This window comes from Caballeronia sp. M23-90, assembly GCF_053574605.1.
In genome coordinates, this window is the sequence record NZ_JBSIPA010000635.1 from 1 (window position 1) to 2916 (window position 2916).

Genomic DNA, 2916 nt, shown 5'->3' on the forward strand with positions numbered 1-2916 from the left:
TCCTCATGGACCGGTACACATTCGATGCCGCGACCGGTTCGCTCAAGGCCACCGACCTCTACGCAAATCGTCCGATCAACAAGGTCATCGGCACAAGCATGTTGACGTTGCACAGCGGTGCCGGTCTGGCTGGCGTGAACGATCAGCAGATCGCTGTTGGCGTGACTCGTGGCGAATGACGGCAAGGGCGCAATGGCATCGGCTTCACGACGCTTGCGGCGCCGGCCGAGATAAAGCAGCCAGCCAGTAATGGCGAAAAGCGGCATCGTCAGGCTGCACAGCATGACGATGACCCGCCCTGGAACGCCGAACACGGCCCCGCTGTGCAACGTCAACATGCTTGTGCCGATGACCTTGTTGATCGGACGATTTGCGTAGAGGTCGGTGGCCTTGAGCGAACCGGTCGCGGCATCGAATGTGTACCGGTCCATGAGGCCGCCTCGCAACGGCCCGTCAAACCGTTCTATCGATACCGCTCGGCCATCGCGCGAAACCGTCAGCGACGCGCGTCCGAAATCCCGACCGACGCGCTGGACGAAGGTTTGCCAGGCGGGGTCAAAGGAAATCGCACGGCTTGAATCCGCCGCTTTAGGCACGCCTTCCACGCCCCGTTTTTTACGCGATCCCGCTGCACGCGGTGCATCGCCCTTCGCGTCCGCGAGCGCTTCCTTCGGCTTGCGATCCGCCGCGGGCGCACGACGTGTCTCCTCGATACCCAGCGCCTTGCTCGCCAGATCGTGATACCAGCCGTATGACCACCACAAGCCGGTCAGCGCGCTCATCAGGTAACACAAGACCATCCATCCACCGATCACCGCATGCAGCGACCGATAGAGATTGCGCCCCGTGCGCTTCAGGTCGAGCACGAACCACGCGCGCCAGTCGAGCGGCTTGCGCGGCCATCTGAGATACAGCCCGGACAACGCGAAGAATATGAGCGAAAAAGCGGCGATGCCGGTGATCTGCTTGCCGATCTCGCTGTCGCGCCGCCCTTCGGTGATAGGCAGCGCCAGAAACCGGTGCACGTCTTCTACAAACGAGAAAAAGTCGCTGCCGGCCGCTTTGCCGAGCACGTGTCCGTCGTAGGGATTCGCGTAGAACGTCGCTGCACCGGAGGGCTGGCGCACCCGGAACTGGACAGCTCTTTCCGGATCAGCCGATAACACCAGCGGCCTGATTTCCTCGCCCGGCAATTGCGCGCGGAGGCTCGCGAGCAACGCATCGGGCGTCATGAGTTCCGCGCCTTTCGCGACGCTGATGGTGCTGCTGTTCAGCAGTCCGGTGATCTCGTCCTCGAAGCTCATGGTGGCGCCCGTCAGCCCCATGAGCGCCAGCACCAGTCCCACTGTGACGCCGAGCAGCCAGTGCACTTGAAACAGAATTCGACGCGTCATTGAAATACCTGCAGTCCCTGCCCGGTTCCGGCGTTCATAAATAGTCTTACGGTTGGCTTCAAACCTGTTATTTCATCCAGGCTTACAGTTTTAAGCATCGGTCGGCGCCAGGCGCGACACACTATGGCGCTCGACGATGTCAGCGTGACGACGCACAGCGTGGAACATCGGTCGGCAACGGCCAGAGCGCAAAAGCTCTTCGATTTCAGAATGGGAATGATTCTCGTTTATTCTAACGACCTGTTGTCCCCAAGCGCAACAGATTTAAGCCGATCCCGTGCGAACGTGTCCAAGCAAGGCCCAGGACTTGCGGAATCGTGCTCGGGCCATATACCGGGAAGACGGCCGGGGCATCTGGAGGGCATATGCAACTCATTCGCTACCGCACGCTCAGGACGATCGCCGATCACCCAGGCGCGTTCGCCTTGCAGGTTCTAAAAGCCTTTCGCGCGAATCAGGGCATGTTGCTCGCGGGCGCGGTCGCGTATTACGCGCTGCTTTCCATCGTGCCGCTGCTGATCCTGGTCGTGATTGCGCTTTCACATGTGATCGACCGGCATGTGCTTCTCGACACGCTCTCTCATCTGCTCGAATGGCTCGTGCCGGGGCAGGCAAAAGCTATCGTCAAGGAGCTTGCAAACTTCCTCGCGCATCGGGCGGTGATCGGCTGGGTGCTGCTTTGCACGATGATCTTCTTCAGTTCGCTCGCCTTCACCGTGCTTGAAAACGCCATGTCGGTGATCTTCGTGCATCGGGTGGCAATACGTCGGCGGCATTTCCTGATATCCGCGTTGCTGCCTTACTGCTACAGCCTGTCGCTTGGCGCAGGCGTGTTGCTTGTCACGCTCGTATCGACAGGATTACAGGCGGTGGGCGCACATAGCGTCGATATCTTCGGCGTCGAAATTTCGCTTGGCGGCGCATCGCGCGTGCTGCTTTACCTGTTCGGATTCGCGGGCGAGGTGTTCGTACTGACATCGATCTATATGGTGATTCCGGTCGGACGTCCGCGTTTCAGGCACGCGTTGTTCGGCGCGGTTGCCGCTGCCTTGCTGTGGGAAGTCACGCGTCACGTACTGGTCTGGTATTTCGCCACGCTCTCGCAGGTGAGCGTGGTGTATGGATCGCTGACGACCTCGATTGTCGTCCTGTTCAGCCTCGAAGCCCTCGCGACATTGCTGCTCTTCGGCGCCCAGATGATTGCGGAATACGAACGGCTGCACGCAGGCACAACGGAGCTTCGGCCCAGATCGTTCCGAACGAGCTAACAACGGCCCGGACCAGCTCATCCCGGCGATAATGCGCGGACATCAGAACGGATCTGCAAGGAGACCCTTTGGAACTGCGCCAGCTTCGCTATTTCGTCCGTGTGATCGAACATGGCAGCATGGGCCGTGCGGCGATGGAACTTGGCGTAGTGACGTCGACCCTCAGCCAGCAGATCAGCCGGCTTGAAAGCGAGCTGTCCACGCGGCTCCTGCAGCGCACCGCCAACGGCGTGGTGCCCACCGACGCAGGCCTA

At 60.5% G+C, this 2916-nt stretch carries 3 protein-coding genes; 2 read left to right on the forward strand and 1 reads right to left on the reverse strand.

The window, feature by feature from the left end; genetic code table 11:
• Positions 1-1394 (reverse strand): PepSY-associated TM helix domain-containing protein (locus tag ACRXB1_RS33890; RefSeq protein ID WP_449494517.1); only part of this gene is annotated, 1394 nt, incomplete at its 3' end.
• Positions 1395-1759: 365 nt separating this feature from the next.
• On the opposite strand from ACRXB1_RS33890, the gene ACRXB1_RS33895 reads away from it, so the two are divergent.
• Complete coding sequence (locus tag ACRXB1_RS33895; RefSeq protein WP_062001992.1) at positions 1760-2662, forward strand: YihY/virulence factor BrkB family protein; 903 nt, start codon at positions 1760-1762, stop codon at positions 2660-2662.
• A gap of 68 nt (positions 2663-2730) precedes the next feature.
• The coding region (locus tag ACRXB1_RS33900) for a LysR family transcriptional regulator (RefSeq protein ID WP_449494518.1) at positions 2731-2916 on the forward strand (186 nt) is incomplete at its 3' end.

Bases quoted from the DNA above. Each gene is read 5' to 3' on its own strand.
- ACRXB1_RS33895 (WP_062001992.1), top strand. From the start codon at position 1,760: ATGCAACTCATTCGCTACCGCACGCTCAGGACGATCGCCGATCACCCA.